The sequence below is a fragment of the Nonomuraea sp. NPDC005692 genome, from assembly GCF_040631115.1.
GTDB lineage: Bacteria > Actinomycetota > Actinomycetes > Streptosporangiales > Streptosporangiaceae > Nonomuraea.
Genome location: NZ_JBEXYU010000013.1, coordinates 153,540 through 168,827 on the forward strand (window position 1 = coordinate 153,540; position 15,288 = coordinate 168,827).

The 15,288-nt window shown below is 69.3% G+C and carries 15 protein-coding genes; 6 read left to right on the forward strand and 9 right to left on the reverse strand.

What is annotated here, in order from left to right; all coding sequences use genetic code 11:
• Positions 1-65 precede the first annotated feature (65 nt).
• The 4 genes from ABZ459_RS26450 to disA are packed head-to-tail and all read left to right on the forward strand — an operon-like array spanning position 66 to position 3,306.
• Positions 66-440, forward strand: a complete 375-nt coding sequence (locus ABZ459_RS26450) for a MerR family transcriptional regulator (RefSeq protein ID WP_357975287.1) — start codon at positions 66-68, stop codon at positions 438-440.
• Complete coding sequence (gene trxA, locus ABZ459_RS26455; RefSeq protein ID WP_357975289.1) at positions 437-745, forward strand: thioredoxin; 309 nt, start codon at positions 437-439, stop codon at positions 743-745. Before ABZ459_RS26450 ends, trxA begins: the two co-directional genes overlap by 4 nt.
• Before the next feature lie 37 nt (positions 746-782).
• A complete protein-coding gene (radA, locus tag ABZ459_RS26460) occupies positions 783-2,189 on the forward strand; it encodes a DNA repair protein RadA (protein ID WP_357975292.1) in 1,407 nt (468 codons plus the stop codon).
• 40 nt (positions 2,190-2,229) lie between these two features.
• Positions 2,230-3,306, forward strand: coding sequence for a DNA integrity scanning diadenylate cyclase DisA (disA, locus tag ABZ459_RS26465; protein WP_357975295.1), 1,077 nt, complete (start codon positions 2,230-2,232; stop codon positions 3,304-3,306).
• Positions 3,307-3,317: 11 nt separating this feature from the next.
• Here the strand turns inward: disA and ABZ459_RS26470 are convergent, their stop codons facing one another.
• Positions 3,318-3,989 carry a hypothetical protein gene (locus ABZ459_RS26470; RefSeq protein ID WP_357975298.1) on the reverse strand — a complete coding sequence of 224 codons (672 nt, stop codon included), beginning with the start codon at positions 3,987-3,989 and terminating at the stop codon, positions 3,318-3,320.
• A gap of 78 nt (positions 3,990-4,067) precedes the next feature.
• Between ABZ459_RS26470 and ABZ459_RS26475 the strand changes: the two genes are divergently transcribed.
• On the forward strand, positions 4,068-4,943 hold the full coding sequence (locus ABZ459_RS26475) for an A/G-specific adenine glycosylase (RefSeq protein WP_357975301.1): 876 nt from the start codon (positions 4,068-4,070) through the stop codon (positions 4,941-4,943).
• 16 nt (positions 4,944-4,959) lie between these two features.
• Here ABZ459_RS26475 and ABZ459_RS26480 read toward each other — a convergent pair whose 3' ends face one another.
• Positions 4,960-5,376: a cupin gene (locus tag ABZ459_RS26480; protein WP_357975304.1), complete on the reverse strand. Its 417-nt coding sequence runs from the start codon at positions 5,374-5,376 to the stop codon at positions 4,960-4,962.
• A gap of 61 nt (positions 5,377-5,437) precedes the next feature.
• Entirely contained in the window at positions 5,438-5,815 is a 378-nt protein-coding gene (locus ABZ459_RS26485) for a cupin (protein ID WP_357975307.1), read from the reverse strand.
• 59 nt (positions 5,816-5,874) lie between these two features.
• Between ABZ459_RS26485 and ABZ459_RS26490 the strand changes: the two genes are divergently transcribed.
• Positions 5,875-6,345 carry a MarR family winged helix-turn-helix transcriptional regulator gene (locus tag ABZ459_RS26490; protein ID WP_357975310.1) on the forward strand — a complete coding sequence of 157 codons (471 nt, stop codon included), beginning with the start codon at positions 5,875-5,877 and terminating at the stop codon, positions 6,343-6,345.
• A gap of 42 nt (positions 6,346-6,387) precedes the next feature.
• On the opposite strand, the gene ABZ459_RS26495 is transcribed toward ABZ459_RS26490, so the two are convergent.
• The 6 genes from ABZ459_RS26495 to ABZ459_RS26520 all read right to left on the reverse strand — a co-directional run bounded on the left by ABZ459_RS26495 (position 6,388) and on the right by ABZ459_RS26520 (position 15,212).
• A complete protein-coding gene (locus tag ABZ459_RS26495; protein WP_357702269.1) occupies positions 6,388-7,326 on the reverse strand; it encodes a TIM barrel protein in 939 nt (312 codons plus the stop codon).
• 605 nt (positions 7,327-7,931) lie between these two features.
• Positions 7,932-10,433, reverse strand: coding sequence for an ATP-dependent Clp protease ATP-binding subunit (locus ABZ459_RS26500; RefSeq protein ID WP_357975313.1), 2,502 nt, complete (start codon positions 10,431-10,433; stop codon positions 7,932-7,934).
• A 1,069-nt stretch (positions 10,434-11,502) separates the two neighbouring features.
• The gene (locus tag ABZ459_RS26505; RefSeq protein ID WP_125641669.1) at positions 11,503-11,835 is read right to left on the reverse strand and encodes an Lsr2 family protein; all 333 of its coding nucleotides are present in this window, start codon (positions 11,833-11,835) and stop codon (positions 11,503-11,505) included.
• A 525-nt stretch (positions 11,836-12,360) separates the two neighbouring features.
• Entirely contained in the window at positions 12,361-12,849 is a 489-nt protein-coding gene (locus tag ABZ459_RS26510; RefSeq protein WP_357975315.1) for an RDD family protein, read from the reverse strand.
• Between the two features lie 106 nt (positions 12,850-12,955).
• Positions 12,956-14,557, reverse strand: a complete 1,602-nt coding sequence (locus ABZ459_RS26515; RefSeq protein WP_357975318.1) for an RDD family protein — start codon at positions 14,555-14,557, stop codon at positions 12,956-12,958.
• A gap of 85 nt (positions 14,558-14,642) precedes the next feature.
• Positions 14,643-15,212, reverse strand: coding sequence for an amino-acid N-acetyltransferase (locus ABZ459_RS26520; protein WP_357975321.1), 570 nt, complete (start codon positions 15,210-15,212; stop codon positions 14,643-14,645).
• Between the last annotated feature and the right edge of the window lie 76 nt (positions 15,213-15,288).

Genomic DNA, 15,288 nt, shown 5'->3' on the forward strand with positions numbered 1-15,288 from the left:
TCCAGGCGACGGCACTCCCTCGCCGGCTTGACATTGACGTCGGTGTCAACGTTTACCGTGGTGGCATGCGCATCGGGGAGCTGGCGGAACGCACCGGGGTGAGCACCCGTTCACTCCGCTACTACGAGCAGCACGGTCTGCTCTCGGCCAGACGCGGCCCCAACGGCTACCGCGAGTACGCCGAGGAGGACATCAAGCTGGTGGCCGAGATCCGGTCGCTGCTCTCGGTCGGCTTCACGCTGGAGGACACCCGTCCCTTCGTCGACTGCCTGCGCTCGGGCCACAGCTCGGGCGGTTCCTGCCGGGAGTCCGTCGAGGTCTACCAGCGCAAGATCATGCAGATCGACGAGGAGATCCGGGTGCTGCTCGCCCGCCGCGCCGAGGTCGCCGCCCAGCTCGCCGAGTCGTGTCCTGGCTGCTTCGTAAGGGGAGACAAATGATCACGCTGACCACCGACAACTTCGAGGAGCAGGTGCTCAAGAGCGACCAGCCGGTGCTGGTCGACTTCTGGGCCGAGTGGTGCCCGCCGTGCCGCATGGTGGCCCCCGTCCTGGACGAGATCGAGGCCGAGCACGGCCTGGCCATCGGCAAGCTCAACACCGACGAGAACCCCGAGATCATGTCCCGCTACGGCGTGATGGGCCTGCCCACGCTGCTGCTGTTCGAGAACGGCGAGCCCGTCAGGCAGATCGTCGGCGCCCGGCCCAAGCGCCTGCTGGTGCAGGAACTGGGCCTCACGCGGTAGTCGAGGATTGTCGGCACGGGCCGCTAGCCTGCTCGACATGGCCAAGACAGCGCAGAAGCCCGGTTACCGCTGTGCCGAGTGCGGCTGGCGCACCAGCAAGTGGGTCGGCAGGTGCGGCGAGTGCCAGGCGTGGGGCACTGTCGACGAGGAGGGCGCGCGCGCCGGGGTCAACGTCGTCCAGGGCGGCGCGACCACCGGGCCCGCGCTGCCCATCGGCCAGGTCAAGGCCGAGGTGGCCGCGGCCCGCACCACCGGGGTGAGCGAGCTCGACCGGGTGCTCGGCGGCGGCCTGGTGCCCGGCGCGGTGGTGCTGCTGGCCGGCGAGCCCGGCATCGGCAAGTCCACGCTGCTGCTGGAGGCCGCGGCCCGCATCGCCGAGCGCACCACCGTCCTCTACGTGACGGGCGAGGAGTCGGCGGCCCAGGTGCGCCTGCGGGCCGACCGCATCGGCGCCATCCAGGACAACCTCTACCTCGCCGCCGAGACCGAGCTGTCGGCGCTGATCACCCACGTCGACAAGGTCGAGCCCGGGCTGCTGGTGGTCGACTCGGTCCAGACGGTCGGCTCGGCCCAGGCCACCGGCGTGCCGGGCGGCGTGACCCAGGTGCGCGAGGTGGCCGCCAACCTGGTGCGCATGGCCAAGGAGCGCAACCTCGCCACGGTCCTCGTGGGCCACGTCACCAAAGACGGCTCGATCGCCGGCCCCCGCACCCTCGAGCACCTGGTCGACGTCGTGCTCAACTTCGAGGGCGACCGCCACTCCAGGCTGCGCATGGTCCGCGCGATCAAGAACAGGTTCGGCCCCACCGACGAGGTCGGCTGCTTCGACCTGCACGAGCGCGGCATCGAGGGCATCACCGACCCGAGCGGGCTGTTCGTCTCGCGGCGCAGCGAGCCGGTCGCCGGCACCTGCGTCACCGTCACCGTCGAGGGCACCCGGCCGCTGCCCGCGGAGGTGCAGGCGCTCGTGGCCCGCACCGAGGCCCAGCAGCCGCGGCGCACCTCCTCCGGGCTCGACACCTACCGCGTCCAGATGATCCTCGCCGTGCTGGAGCGCCGGCTCAACGCCCGGCTCGGCGGCTGCGACGTGTTCACCGCCACCGTGGGCGGCATCAAGCTGGCCGATCCGGCCGTCGACCTGGCGGTCATGCTCGCCGTCGCGAGCGCCGCGGGCGACAAGCCGCTGCCGCCCGGTCTGGTGGCCCTCGGCGAGGTGGGCCTGGCGGGCGAGTTGCGCCCGGTCAAAGACGTGCGCAGGCGGCTGACGGAGGCGTCCAGGCTGGGTTTCAAGCGGGCGCTCGTGCCCGCCGGATCCCTGGAGACGGGCGCCGGGAAGCGCAACGGGCAGCGGGCTCTGGTGCCCGTCGGGCCCGTGGCGTTCGCCCCCGGCTTCGAGGTCGTCCAGGCCGAGAACGTCTGGGACGCACTCACGCACGTCACATAGCACGGCTAAGCTGGGCGTGACCAATCGACACGGGGGTCAGGTGGACAGGAGTCTTGACGACCGCCGTCGCGACGCTTTGGCCGCTGTGGCGCCGGGCACTCCGCTGCGCGACGGCCTGGAGCGCATCCTGCGCGGGCAGACCGGCGGCCTGATCGTGCTCGGCCACAACAGGACCGTCGAAGAGGTCTGCAGCGGCGGCTTCGAGCTCGACGTCGAGTTCTCGGCCACCCGCCTGCGCGAGCTGGCCAAGATGGACGGCGCGATCGTGGTGAGCAACGACCAGAAGATCGTGCGCGCCGCCGTGCACCTCGTCCCCGACCCCGCGATCCCCACCGACGAGTCGGGCACCCGCCACCGCACCGCCCAGCGCGTGGCCAGGCAGACGGGCCTGCCCATCATCGCGATCAGCAAGTCCATGCGGATCATCGCCCTCTACCTCGACGGCATCCGCTACGTGCTGGAGGAGTCCGCGGCCATCCTGTCCAAGGCCAACCAGGCCCTGGCCACCCTTGAGCGCTACAAGCACCGGCTCGACGAGGTCTCCGGCACCCTGTCGGCGCTGGAGATCGAAGACCTCGTCACCGTGCGCGACGTGTCGGCGGTTGCCCAGCGCCTGGAGATGGTCCGGCGCATCTCCGACGAGATCAAGGGCTACGTGGTCGAGCTCGGCACCGACGGGCGGCTGCTGTCGCTGCAGCTCGACGAGCTGGTGGCGGGCGTCGACTCCGAGCGCGAGCTGGTCGTGCGCGACTACCTGCCGGCCCCCGCGGGCCGCCGCCAGAAGCGCCTGGTCGAGGCCCTGCACGACCTCGACCACCTGTCCGGCGCCGAGCTGCTCGACCTGTCGGCCGTGGCGCACGTGCTGGGCCACGGCGGCGCCGAGCGGCTCGACAGCCCGGTGAGCCCGCGCGGCTTCCGCCTGCTGGCCAAGGTGCCCCGGCTGCCCGCCACGGTGGTCGACCGCCTGGTCAACCACTTCGGCGGCCTGCAGAAGCTGCTGGCGGCCAGCATCGACGACCTCCAGGAGGTGGGCGGCGTCGGCGAGTCGCGCGCCCGCAGCGTCCGCGAGGGCCTGTCCCGCCTGGCGGAGTCGTCGATCCTCGAACGTTACGTCTGAGGCCGCGCCGCTCACCGCAGGTGGAAGACGCCCTTGCCGCTGCGGAGCACGCCCATGCGGGCGGTGGCCACGTACGTGCCGGGCAGGGCGGAGGCCGGGGTCGACCGGCAGTCGGTGCTCGACCTGCGCCGGTCCCATTCCAGGTTGCGCACGTACGGGATCCCGCGCTGCAGCTCCCTGACCTCGGTGCCCACCCCGCTGACGCAGTCGGCGGTGGACCAGATGCGGTCGGCGCCCGAGGTGATGCGGATCTCCATGGCCCGCGGCCCGACGTCGGCCGTGCACATCACCGGCCCGGTGTTGACCAGCGTGACGATGAAGCTCGGCCGCGACGCGCCGGTGTAGATCGGCTCCTTGCCGCCCTGGAGGCTCAGCACCAGGCTGTCCTGCGGGCACGGCTCCCCTGGCCGCCTCGGCTTGGCGGCCGGGCTCTCCTTGGGCGCGGGGGTGGGCGAGGGGCTGGCCGTCCCCATGGCGAGCGTGCGCAGCCCCGCGAGCAGCGGATCTGTGGCGGGCGTCGCGCTCGGTGAGCTCTGCGCGCTGGACGAGCGTTCCGGCCCGGAGCCCCCGCTGGAGCACGCCCACGCCACCACGGCCACCACGACGAGCACGGCCACCAGCACGCTCATGCGACGCCGCCAGTAGACGTCACCGCCGTCGCCACCCATCGAATCCGGATCCATAGGCACAGCATGGTAATTGATCGGCTACCAACAGTGACGACACGCCGAACGAGCCCGGCTACGAATACGCTTGACCGCGTGGTTGAGCCGAACCTCCTGCACGCCCCCGTTCTGGAGTGGTACGAGGACAACGCCCGAGACCTCCCCTGGCGCGCCGACGACGCGACCCCGTGGGGAGTGCTGGTCAGCGAGATCATGCTGCAGCAGACCCCGGTCGTGCGGGTCCTGCCGGTGTGGCTGGAGTGGATGGCCCGCTGGCCCACTCCCAAGTCGCTGGCCGCCGAGCCGCCGGGCGAGGCCGTACGGCATTGGGGCCGGCTCGGTTATCCGCGCCGGGCGCTGCGCCTGCACGCCTGCGCCCGCGCCATCGCCGACGAGCACGGCGGCGAGGTGCCCGCCGACCACGCGACGCTGCTGGCCCTGCCGGGCATCGGGGAGTACACCGCCGCCGCGGTCGCCAGCTTCGCGTACGGCGGCCGGCACGCCGTCCTGGACACCAACGTGCGGCGGGTGTTCGCGCGGGCCGTACGGGCCGAGGAGTACCCTCCCACGGCCACCTCGGCGGCCGAGCGGCGGCTGGCCGAGGCGCTGCTGCCCGAGCTGGGCGCGGCCCGCTGGGGTGTGGCCGTGATGGAGCTGGGCGCGCTGGTCTGCACGGCCCGCGCGCCGCGCTGCGCCGACTGCCCGATCGCCGACCTGTGCGCGTGGCGCCTGGCGGGCAAACCACCCCACACCGGTCCCGCCCGCAAGGGCCAGACGTACGCCGGCACTGATCGCCAGTGCCGCGGCCGCCTGCTCGCGGTGCTCCGCGCGGCCCACGGCCCGGTGCCGAAGGCGGCCCTCGACGTGGTGTGGGACGACCCGATCCAGCGCGAACGCGCCCTCGACGGCCTGGTCGCCGACGGCCTGGCCGAGGTGCTCGACGACGGCACGTACCGGCTGCCCCACTCCTGAGCCGGCCGGGCCGCCGCTAGGCCATCCACGGGGGCACGGTGCGGTCCGTGCCCTTCGGCGCCAGGTCGCAGGCGTCGGGCGCGGATTCGCCGCCGGGGTTGTAGACCTCGACCCCCGGGGGCGCGACCACGATCGAGACGAACCCGTGCTCGGGGTCGGCGAACATCTGCCGGCTCACGTCGGCCGGCAGGACCATGGTGTCGCCCGCCCCGACCTCGAACCGCTCGCCGCCCAGCTCGACGACCGCGCCGCCGGCCAGCCAGGTCCACACCAGCTCGCGGTCGGCGGCGTGCACCGGGCCCTCCATGCCGGGGTTGGCGTCCACCCGCCACATGACCTGCCCGGCCCGGCCCTGGGTGGGCGAGGCGAGCGTGGTCATCAGGGCGTTGGGGGTACGGACCGCACGCGCGTCGGCGGACATGACGACAGACATCACACAAGCTCCTTCTTCTCGGCTGGGCACGGCCCCGCGCCGCGCCCGTTCCCCATGACGATCACGCGATCCACGGCGGCGTGCCGGCGTCGGTGCCATCGGGCATGAGGGCCCTGGCGCCGCCGGCGGCAGTGACGACGGCCGTGAAGCCGGCCTGCTCGTCGGCCACCACCCTGCGCAGGACATGAGCGGGCATGACGACGGTGTCACCCGCGCCCACCGCGAACCGTTCGTCGCCCAGCTCGACGGTGGCACCGCCGGCGAGCCAGCTCCACACCTGCTCGGTGTCGATGCCGTGCTGGGGCCCCGCCACGCCCGGCTTCGCGTCGACCCGCCAGAGCGCGCACGAGGCACCGCCCTGCGTCGGCGAGGCGAAGGTGGTCATGACCCCGCTCGGCGTCTCGGAACGCCGGGAATCCGCGTCACGAATGACAGACACGTTCGAACCCCTTAAGATAGGTAACTACGTTGTCTATATAGTTAATCAGGTTGTCTATCTTGTCAAGCGACACCCCAGGCTTCGAACTGCCTCTGCGACTTCTGCTGGCCTTCCGCACGCTCATCGAGGAGCTGCACGCCGAGCTGGCCCGCCAGGGCCACCCGGAACTCCGCCCGAACCACGGGTTCGTCATGCAGGCGATCGGCACACGCGGCACGACCGCCGTCGACCTGGGCCGCACCCTGGGCGTCTCGAAGCAGGCCGCGGGCAAGACGATCGAGACCCTGGAACGCGCCGGCTACGTCGAGCGCACCAGGGACGACTTCGACACCCGGCGCAAGATCGTGCGCCTCACGCCCCTGGGCGTCGACGCACTCGACCGGTCAGCCCGCATCTTCGACGACCTGCGCGCCCGATGGGCCGCGGAGCTGGGCGAGGACCGCCTGCGGGCCCTGGAGTCGGACCTGCGCAGGATGACGCCGGCGAACATGTGGCGGCTGGACACGCCAGGCTGGTTCGCCGGCCTCTGAGGGGATCAGCTGGTCAGGCCGCCAGTTGCAGGCCGAGGCTGGTCAGGCCGCCAGTTGCAGGCCGAGGCTGGTCAGGTTCGTACGGGCCCAGGCCAGCTCCTCGGCCAGCAGCGACACCAGCGCGCCCGGCCCCTTCGCGCGCCCCGGCACGAACAGGTTGTGCGTCTCGACCTCGATGTGCGCGCTCCCGCTGACCGCGCCCGACAACATCGCGGTCAGCGTGTCGTGCAGCACCGCGCCGGTGCTCGGCGTCTCGCCCGTGTGGTTGTGCACGTGGCCCAGCTTGACGACGGGCGCGCCGGCCTCCGCCAGGCCCTTCAGCGCCGCACCGGGCTCCTCGGCCCCGCAGGCGAGGTGACAGGCGTCCAGGCACACGCCCAGGTGCTCGGAGTCGATGCCGCCCACCCGCTCCAGCGCCTGCTCGGTCGTCTCCAGGACGCACCCCGGCCACGGCTCGAAGCCGACCCTGATGGTCTTCCCGGTCACGCTGTAGATGCCGCGCAGCTCGCGGGCCAGCCGCTCCAGGCGGCGCGTGGCGATGGCGTGCAGGTCGGCGGGCCAGTCGCGGCGCCAGCCGATCGGGATCGTCGAGATGCTGCCGAACCGTACGTCGTCGGGCAGCAGGAAGGCCAGGATCTTGGCCAGCGCCATGGTGTAGCGGTAGCGCTCGGGCTTGGCCCAGTCGGGGCCGGGCACCTCCTGGTTGCGCCCGCCGGTGCCGTTGAGGCTGACGACCTCCAGGCCGCGCTCTTCCAGTGAGCGGCGCAGCCGTACGAGCTCGATGCGGTCGGCCGTGAGATGGTCGGCGACACCGGGCGACAACCACAGCCCGATGCCCATCCGCTCCACACCCAGCCTCTTGCGCACCGGGACCGCGTAGCGGGTCAGGTGCGCGATCAGGTTCTCCAGGTCCTCGGCAGGGTGGATACCTGCGTTGTAGGCGAGGTGAACGAGCGTTCCGTCGTTGTGACGCAGGCGCATCGGTTCCTCCACGGCTTGCTTGAGTGTTCCCGTCGCCCGCCTCAGACGCGCGAACCCTGTGTGAGCATGCCTGCTTCCGGGTGGCGCACGCGTCCGCCCTGAGTTGATTGCTTACTACTCCCCAGGGAGCAGCTCCGACTCTAGGAACACGCTCTTGCGGATCACTTGGATGAGACTTGGCGATGCTCTACGCAGTGTAGTACTACTACCGGTGGCGGCGTACCCACCCATCCAACAATTACGCAACAACCCACCTTCGGGCCCCTCGGATCCAGGACCGACGCGAACCCCCGCCCTTCAACGGCGGTCAGGATGAACCACTGAATCGGGACACGCACGACGTAACAGCGGCCGGCCACGTGCGGGCTCAGATCCCTTCCTCCTGAAGGCCCTCAGCCACGTACGGCGTCCGACTTCCATCCGGCCCCGCCATAAAGCCAGCGCTCGCAACCGACAACGGGGCCACAGAGCACCGGGAGAAGGGCGGTGGCGGGGAGGGCCGAGCCCTGCACCTGAAGTGCGGAGGTGTCCTCAGGCGGGCGGAGGGGATGGGGCATGGAATGCGAAAACCCCCGCCGGGGCGGGGGTTTTCGGTGGTTGGTCGGTCAGTGCTGGATCGGCGCGGCGATCGCCGCCGCCGAGTCCGGGACCGCCGTGGCGGACTCGCCCTTGAAGATGAACTTGGCGTTGTCGCCTTCGCCCTCGATCGTCACCTTCACGACCTGCCCCGGACGGAGCTCGCCGTAGAGGATCTTCTCGGACAGGGAGTCCTCCAGCTCGCGCTGGATCGTACGGCGCAGCGGCCGGGCGCCCATGACCGGGTCGTAACCGCGGTCGGCGAGCAGCTGCTTGGCCTCCGGCGAGACCTCGAGACCCATGTCGCGGTCCTTCAGCCTGGCGTCGACCTGGGCGAGCATCAGATCGACGATCTTGATGATCTCGTTCGGCGTCAGCTGGTGGAAGACCACGATGTCGTCGACACGGTTGAGGAACTCGGGCCGGAAGTGCTGCTTGAGCTCCTCCTGGACCTTCGCCTTCATCCGCTCGTAGTTGGACTCGGTGTCGTTGGACTTCGCGAACCCGACCCCGATGCCCTTGGAGATGTCACGGGTGCCGAGGTTGGTGGTCATGATGATGACCGTGTTCTTGAAGTCGACCACGCGGCCCTGGGCGTCGGTCAGGCGACCGTCTTCCAGGATCTGCAGCAGCGAGTTGAAGATGTCGGGGTGGGCCTTCTCGATCTCGTCGAACAGGACCACGGAGAACGGCTTGCGCCGCACCTTCTCGGTGAGCTGGCCGCCCTCCTCGTAGCCGACGTAGCCGGGAGGCGAGCCGAACAGCCTGGAGACGGTGTGCTTCTCCATGAACTCCGACATGTCCAGGCTGATCAGAGCGTCTTCGTCGCCGAAGAGGAACTCCGCCAGAGCCTTGGACAGCTCGGTCTTACCGACACCGGACGGGCCCGCGAAGATGAACGAGCCACCGGGACGGCGCGGGTCCTTCAGACCGGCGCGGGTACGCCGGATGGACCGCGACAGACCCTTGATGGCGTCGTCCTGGCCGATGATCCGCTTGTGGAGCTCGTCCTCCATGCGGAGCAGGCGCTGGGACTCCTCCTCGGTCAGCTTGAAGACCGGGATGCCGGTGGCGGTCGCCAGGACCTCGGCGATGAGCTCCTGGGTGACCTCGGCCACGACGTCCATGTCGCCGGCCTTCCACTCCTTCTCCCGCCGCTCGCGCTTGAGCTGGAGCTGCTTCTCCTGGTCGCGGAGCGCAGCGGCCTTCTCGAAGTCCTGCGCGTCGATCGCGGACTCCTTGTCGCGGCGGACGTTGGCGATCTTCTCGTCGTACTCGCGCAGGTCCGGCGGAGCGGTCATCCGGCGGATGCGCATCCGGGAACCGGCCTCGTCGATGAGGTCGATCGCCTTGTCGGGCAGGTAGCGGTCGCTGATGTAGCGGTCGGCCAGCTGCGCGGCGGCCACCAGGGCGTCGTCGGTGATGGAGACGCGGTGGTGGGCCTCGTAGCGGTCGCGCAGACCCTTGAGGATCTCGATCGTGTGGCTGAGAGAGGGCTCGGCCACCTGGATCGGCTGGAAGCGGCGCTCCAGCGCGGCGTCCTTCTCGAGGTACTTGCGGTACTCGTCGAGGGTGGTGGCGCCGATCGTCTGCAGCTCGCCACGGGCCAGCATCGGCTTGAGGATGCTGGCGGCGTCGATCGCGCCCTCGGCGGCGCCCGCGCCGACGAGCGTGTGCAGCTCGTCGATGAACAGGATGATGTCGCCGCGCGTGCGGATCTCCTTGAGCACCTTCTTCAGGCGCTCTTCGAAGTCACCGCGGTAGCGGGAGCCGGCGACCAGGGCGCCGAGGTCAAGCGTGTAGAGCTGCTTGTCCTTCAGCGTCTCGGGCACCTCGCCCCTGACGATCTTCTGCGACAGGCCCTCGACGACGGCGGTCTTGCCGACGCCGGGCTCGCCGATCAGCACCGGGTTGTTCTTGGTCCTCCGGGAGAGGACCTGCATGACCCGCTCGATCTCCTTCTCACGGCCGATGACCGGGTCGAGCTTGCCCTCACGGGCCGCCTGGGTCAGGTTGCGGCCGAACTGGTCGAGCACCAGGGACGTGGACGGCGCCGACTCCTGGGGACCGCCCGCGGCGGCCGGCTCCTTGCCCTGGTAACCGTGGAGCAACTGGATGACCTGCTGCCGGACACGGTTGAGATCAGCTCCAAGCTTGACCAGCACCTGGGCGGCCACACCCTCACCCTCGCGGATGAGCCCGAGCAGGATGTGCTCGGTGCCGATGTAGTTGTGGCCCAGCTGCAAAGCCTCACGGAGCGACAGCTCGAGGACCTTCTTGGCCCGCGGGGTGAACGGAATGTGCCCCGACGGAGCCGACTGGCCCTGGCCGATGATCTCCTCGACCTGCTGGCGCACACCCTCAAGGCTGATACCGAGGCTCTCCAGAGCCTTGGCGGCTACGCCCTCACCTTCATGGATCAAACCAAGAAGAATGTGCTCAGTGCCGATGTAGTTGTGGTTGAGCATCCTGGCCTCTTCTTGGGCCAAGACGACAACACGCCTCGCTCGGTCGGTGAACCTCTCGAACATCTCGTCGCTCCTCACAGAGCGGTCAGTCAGGCCGGTAAATCCGGTCCCGTCATCCCGCATGCTAGCCCTGGCTCGGCGAACCGTGCCCACTGCCGCTGACACGCTCTATAGCAGAGACGTTCCCCGAGAGCAGGGCGTTCACCCTCTATCCAACTACTGTTCGGGGGTGACGTGTTCCCGATACGCCGCAAGCGAACGATGTTTAGGCGCTTCCCGGAAGCGCCTGGAATTCGACGCCCGCGGCCCAGGGCGGACCAACACGGATCGGCCGTCGGACGCCGGGGCGAAGCCGGCCTTGGGGTGCCTGCCGGCCACGCATCTCCGATGCCCGCGCCCGTATCTGTTACGTAATCATCGTATGTGCTGCTCCAAACCGCGTCCAAGCGCGGACGCTACGCCCTGAGCACAACTCGGCACGCAACGCGCGTCGCACCTATTCCCCATCGGGTCAGCCGGGTTACCGATCGCCGGTGCGCACGGGGTCCCGCGACGGGACAATGCGCGGCACACGGGAGAGGCCGCCGGTTTTCCATCGCGCCCCACCAGCCGCACGCCCGCGTTTTGCCGGTCATCCGCGGCCCTGCCCGCCGAGTGGCCCGAACAAGCCCCAACAAGCCCGGAGAACCCCGCGCAAGACCGTAAGAAGGGTGAAGTGACCGGTGCCGGGAAGAGGGCTTGCGACAGCGCTTCGGGAAGGGCCGGCTGCCCGATTGTGTGGCGGAGCGTCACCGCTTTGCGCGTACGCCGCAGGATCGGGACGGGGAAAGTTGCGGCGGGTGACGGCATTGGCCCGTTCCGGCCGGAGGTGACGACGAAGGCGAGCGAGCCCGGCGGCCCGGAAATTGACACGGACGCCGCCCGCAAAGCCCGGCACGTTCCACTCCCGCGCGGCGCCTTGTACGGCGGCACAGGTGAGCAATACGCCCACATTTGGGCGAATTAGAAGATCAACAAGTGGTCGGGGGATTCACGAACTCCCCATAAAAACGATCATGCGCTTATGGCGCTCGCCGGGGTCCTAGGCGAACGGCATAAGCGCATGGTCAGGAGATGGCTCTCTCGACGAGGCTCAGTGAGCCGCTTCGTACTTCTCCACGACGGTGGAGGCGATCCTGCCGCGCTCGCTGACCGGCAGGCCGTGGGCCTTGGCCCACTGCCGGATCTCCGAGCTCTTCTCGCGGCTCATCGCACGGTTGCCGCCGCGACCACGGCGACGGGCGGACACGGCTCCTGCCCTGCGGGCGTGCTGCACGAAAGGCGTGAGTGCGTCCCTCAGCTTCTTGGCGTTAACGTCGCTGAGGTCAATCTCATAGGAGGAGCCGTCAATAGCGAAGCTGACCGTCTCATTGGCCTCGCCCCCATCGAGGTCATCGATGAGAATCTCCTGGATCTGCTTGGCCATCTACGCAATCCTTTCCCGGAGCATTGTTTCATTCGCTCGCCCAAACATATACCCGGAAAGGCGCGGAGACAATTCAGCGCTACGGGGATTCGGCTGACTGGCAGATCAGTTCTGGTTCTCGGCCTGATCCTGGTGGTTTGCCCGTCGCCCGGCGGCCTCCGATCGCAGCAACTTCACCGCGCCAAAGATGAAGGCACCGCCGACCACGACCGGGGGGATGAGCGCTGACAATACGTCTGTTACGGCTTCCATTCGTCCTCGCCTCCAGGGCTAGCAGGGTTTCGGGGGCGCTAAATACGCATCCCGGCGCGACCTGCGGGACCTGCGGGAGCACGCCGGACGCTCATGACGCCTAGGTGACAACTCACCCGGAACCGACCATAGCCACACACAGTCGCCCTCAGGGAGCAGGGGCACCGACATCCGGCAACCCGGACGTCCCATAGCCTAATGCCAGTCTCTCCAGGCTCCTTACCGGATCAAGGGAAAATTTTGCGAAAAGGCATCTTCCCAGGTGCGGATGCCTCAACGAAGATCTTTTACCACCCGCGTTCCGGCCAGCCTGTCATGCGGCCCGCGCTCCAACGGCTTGTCGATCAGGATGAGCAGCCCGACGCCGAACAGCAGCATTCCGGCCAGCAGATTGACCACCGGAATGCCCATCAGCATGACAGGCCCGGGATAGACCAGGGCGCGTTTCAGCAGGGCGCCACGTGGAAGGTCGTCCGGCGCCAGGCGAATCTTCATGATCGCCTGGCCGAAGGTCCGCCGGCGCAGGCAATGGGCCCGCCAGTCATAGGCCGTATAACACAGGCCGGCCAGGAACCAGGCCAAGAGCCCGGGGAGCCGCCCGCCGAACGCCTCCGCCATCCCGACAGTCCGGAAGGCGCCCCACAGCGCGATGAACAGAATGTAATAGAAGACCCCGAAGACCAGCGCCTCAATGAAGCGGGCGGCGAGGCGTTCCCACCATTCCGCGGGCACGAGGCCCGGCCACGACGGTGTCCCGGCCATATCCCACCTCACGCGGTCGGCGGTCGTACCCCCCATTTTGGTACGCCCCGCACACACAAAACAGAGGCCGGCGGGAAGCCGGCCCCTGTTTTACGCTGACGCGGGATTACTTGATCTTCACGACCACCGTGCCCGCGAACTTGTCCGCGAACGTCTGCTGCAGCGGCTTGTCCCACAGCTGCGAGGCGCCGTTGACCGCGACGCACGCCCAGGCGAGCAGCGGGCCGAGGAACGGGATGACGCTCAGGATGTAGCCGCCCCAGGTGACGCCGGCGCGCTTGATCGCCAGGTCGGAGCCGAGCCCGCCCGGAGGCAGGGCCTGCCCCACCGGGACGACCTTGATCCCCATGACCATCTTGCCGACCGTCTGGCCGTTCATCTTCGTCAGGAAGAACTCGTAGCAGACCCAGACGGCGGTCGTGACGATCGCCGACAGGATGCCGATGACGAAGCCCGACAGGATGCCGGAGGTCGAGCCGGTCGCCGAGTCGTAGCCGATCGCGAACAGGCCCAGGATGAGGCTGACCACGAAGTTCACGACGCCGAGGATGACGCCGTCGATGATCCTCGCGACCAGACGCTGCCACCACTCCGCCAGGGGGGCCGGAGCGCCCGGAGGCTGCACGCCGACGGGCTGACCGTAGGGCTGGCCGTAGCCGGGCTGGCCGTAGGGCTGCGACTGCTGCTGCTGGCCGTAGGCCTGGCCGTACTGCTGCTGGTCGCCGTACTGCTGCTGGGCGTAACCCTGCTGCTGGTCGCCGTACTGCTGCTGGGCGTAGCCGCCCTGCTGGCCGTACTGGGCGTCCTGGCCGTAGCCCTGCTGCTGGCCGTAGTCGGGCTGCGACTGCTGGCCGTAGCCCTGCTGGCCGTACTGGGCCTCCTGGCCGTAACCCTGCTGGGCCTGCTGGCCGTAGCCGGGCTGGGCGTACTGCTGGCCGGAGGACTGCGGCTGCTGGCCGTAGCCCTGCTGGCCCGCGGCCTGCTGGCCGTACTGGGCGTCCTGGCCGTAGCCCTGCTGCTGGCCGTAGTCGGGCTGCGACTGCGGCTGCTGGCCGTACTGAGGTTGCTGGCCGTAGCCCTGCTGGCCCGACGCGGCCTGCTGGCCGTACTGGGCCTCCTGGCCGTAGCCGGGCTGCGTGTACTGCTGGCCCGAGGACTGCGGCTGCTGGCCGTAGCCGGGCTGCTGGCCCGACGCGGGCTGCTGGCCGTAACCCTGCTGGCCGTAGTCGGGCTGCGACTGCTGGCCGTAGCCCTGCTGCCCGTAGCCCTGCTGGCCGGAGGACTGCGGCTGCTGGCCGTAACCCTGCTGGCCCGACGCGGCCTGCTGACCGTACTGGGCCTCCTGACCGTAGCCGGGCTGCGTGTACTGCTGGCCCGAGGACTGCGGCTGCTGGCCGTAGCCCTGCTGCTGGTCATAGCCCTGCTGCTGGCCGTAGCCCTGCTGACCCGAGGCGGCCTGCTGGCCGTACTGGGGCTGCTGGCCGTAGCCCTGCTGCTGACCGTACTGCTGCTGACCGTACTGCTGTTGCTGGCCATAGCCCTGTTGCTGCTGCTGACCGTATGGGGGCTGGCCGAAGGCATCGTCCGCCCGGTAGCCGACCACAGTCACGTCCGGGTCGGGCTCACCGGGCCGACGGCCGTGGTGCTGCCCGTACTCGGGGTTCTCGCCGGAATCGTCCTGTGGGTACGGCGGCTGTCCGGTGCTCACCGTGTCACCTCGCTTCGAGTGCGCATGTGGCACGTGTCAGGACACATGCCTGTGCTGCCCAACGTATCGACATAGGTATCAACAATCACCTTTCCAAGTGGTCAAGGTCCGCGTCACCCGATGTCAGATGCAGCAGCATGCGGGTGTTGCCAAGGGTGTTCGGTTTGACGTGTTCCAGATCAAGGAACTCCGCCACACCCTCGTCGTACGAGGCCAGCAACTCGGCGTAGACCTCGGGTGAGACCGGTGTGCCCTGGATGGGGCGGAAACCGTGCCTCGCGAAGAAGTCGACCTCAAAAGTCAGACAGAATACACGCCGCAGCCCCAGATCCTTCGCCTGCCGGACGAGTGCCGAGACGATCCGCCGCCCGACCCCCAACCCCCGGCACGCGGGATCGACGGCCACCGTACGGACCTCGGCGAGGTCCTCCCAGAGCACGTGGAGCGCGCCGCAGCCGACGACCTCCCCGCTCCGCTCGGCCACCCAGAACTCCTGGACGTCCTCGTACAGCGTGACCGTGGCCTTCTCCAGGAGCCGCGGCCCCGCGCCCGCGTAGGTGTCCACGAGACGCCTGATCGCACGCACGTCGGGCGTGCGCGCACGCCTGACCACGACCGCGGTCTCGGGGACTGCCACTTCGGCCACCTGCTCCATGGCTCTCCAGGGTACAGATCTCATTACGGCTCGGCCCTAAATCCCACGTCTCGGGCATCTCATCACATCCCGTGGT

Coding starts and splice junctions, on each gene's coding strand:
- ABZ459_RS26450 (WP_357975287.1), top strand. CDS start 66: ATGCGCATCGGGGAGCTGGCGGAACGCACCGGGGTGAGCACCCGTTCA.
- ABZ459_RS26495 (WP_357702269.1), bottom strand. CDS start 7,326: ATGCGCCTGCGTCACAACGACGGAACGCTCGTTCACCTCGCCTACAAC.
- ABZ459_RS26520 (WP_357975321.1), bottom strand. CDS start 15,212: ATGGAGCAGGTGGCCGAAGTGGCAGTCCCCGAGACCGCGGTCGTGGTC.
- ABZ459_RS26480 (WP_357975304.1), bottom strand. CDS start 5,376: ATGTCTGTCGTCATGTCCGCCGACGCGCGTGCGGTCCGTACCCCCAAC.
- trxA (WP_357975289.1), top strand. CDS start 437: ATGATCACGCTGACCACCGACAACTTCGAGGAGCAGGTGCTCAAGAGC.
- ABZ459_RS26505 (WP_125641669.1), bottom strand. CDS start 11,835: ATGGCCAAGCAGATCCAGGAGATTCTCATCGATGACCTCGATGGGGGC.
- ABZ459_RS26470 (WP_357975298.1), bottom strand. CDS start 3,989: ATGGATCCGGATTCGATGGGTGGCGACGGCGGTGACGTCTACTGGCGG.
- radA (WP_357975292.1), top strand. CDS start 783: ATGGCCAAGACAGCGCAGAAGCCCGGTTACCGCTGTGCCGAGTGCGGC.
- ABZ459_RS26510 (WP_357975315.1), bottom strand. CDS start 12,849: ATGGCCGGGACACCGTCGTGGCCGGGCCTCGTGCCCGCGGAATGGTGG.
- ABZ459_RS26500 (WP_357975313.1), bottom strand. CDS start 10,433: ATGTTCGAGAGGTTCACCGACCGAGCGAGGCGTGTTGTCGTCTTGGCC.